Here is a 1,293-nt window from a genome sequence, read left to right on the forward strand (position 1 = left end):
AATCAAGCTGGCTTGGAAATGGGGCGCTCTTGATTAGAGTGCTTTAAATATAGGGGGAGATAAACGTGTATTTAACGAGCAAAACTGATCGGCTTACTGATCGGCTTGAGGTCAAAAGCAGCAGGGATGAATTGACTGTCTGGGAGAATCAACCAGTCTCCTATGATGAACGAAATGTCAGTAGGATGAACATTCTATTACTCGCTCCTCATCCGTTTTATCAGAATCGTGGCACACCCATCGCAGTCAACCTGGTTTTGAAGGTGCTTTCTGAACGGGGAGACCAAGTTGATGTCGTGACTTATCCTGAAGGGCGTGACATCAAGTATGAAAATATCAAGGTATACCGAACCCCTAAGCTACCCTGGGTTCGCAATATACGACCAGGCTTCTCCTGGAAAAAAATCGTCTGTGATTTTTTCATGTTGCTTGCTGTAATTCGCCTAGTGACTAAGAAACGCTACGATTTGGTTCATGCTGGAGAGGAATCAGTCTTTATCGGTTTAGGGCTCAAAATCCTGTGTAAGATTCCCTATATCTATGACATGGATTCATCTCTAGCCCAACAAATGATTGAAAAGTATCCTTTGCTACAGATTTTTTCGTCACTATTCAACTTTTTTGAAGGACTGGCTGTGAAGAATGCCAAAGTTGTGGTTTCAGTTTGCGATGCTTTGGCAGCAGATATTCAAAAGTACAAGCCCAGAAAAACTGTAGTTATTCCAGATATATCGTTGCTTAACTCTAATCTTTAACAAATTAATAAAAAGTCTTTAAAGTTAGACTAAATATTTAAAACCTCCATACTTTATAATTTGAGTTAAATAAATTTATAATTATTGTTAATAATGAACAGAACATATTGTTTTGATGTCCTAAGAATACGTTTTATTTTGTAAGGAAAGATAATTCTAGTAAAAATGTGCAGGTTTGTGTAAAATTTTGCTTAAAGATTCAACTTCAAGATTCAACATTGGTGTAACTATGTATAGTACTATTTATAGTAATCTCAGACGTGAGCTAGGAATCCATAATGTCCTCCTGATGTATGTGGGCAATCTGGAGACTTATCAGGGGATTGACCTACTTCTAGACAGCTTCGCGTTGACCCTTGAGCAGACTGATCAGGCTAACTTAGTCATTATCGGTGGAGAAGCGGACGACATTCGGAAATACACGAATAAGGCTCACTGTCTTGGGATGGAAAAACATGTCCATTTTTTAGGACCGAAACCAGTTGAGCATCTGGCTATCTATTTGGAGCAGGCTGATATTTTAGTCTCTCCGAGAATT

The 1,293-nt window shown here is 38.8% G+C and carries 2 protein-coding genes; both read left to right on the forward strand.

Translation table 11 applies throughout. The annotated features are described in order from the left end of the window. Window positions 1–65 precede the first annotated feature (65 nt). Window positions 66–755, forward strand: coding sequence for a glycosyltransferase family 4 protein (locus tag F6K37_RS36320; RefSeq protein ID WP_008180942.1), 690 nt, complete (start codon window positions 66–68; stop codon window positions 753–755). A gap of 229 nt (window positions 756–984) precedes the next feature. Beyond that, window positions 985–1,293 (forward strand): glycosyltransferase (locus F6K37_RS36325; protein ID WP_287255832.1); only part of this gene is annotated, 309 nt, incomplete at its 3' end.

Source organism: Moorena sp. SIO4E2 (assembly GCF_010671945.1).
In the GTDB taxonomy this organism is placed as follows: domain Bacteria; phylum Cyanobacteriota; class Cyanobacteriia; order Cyanobacteriales; family Coleofasciculaceae; genus Moorena; species Moorena producens.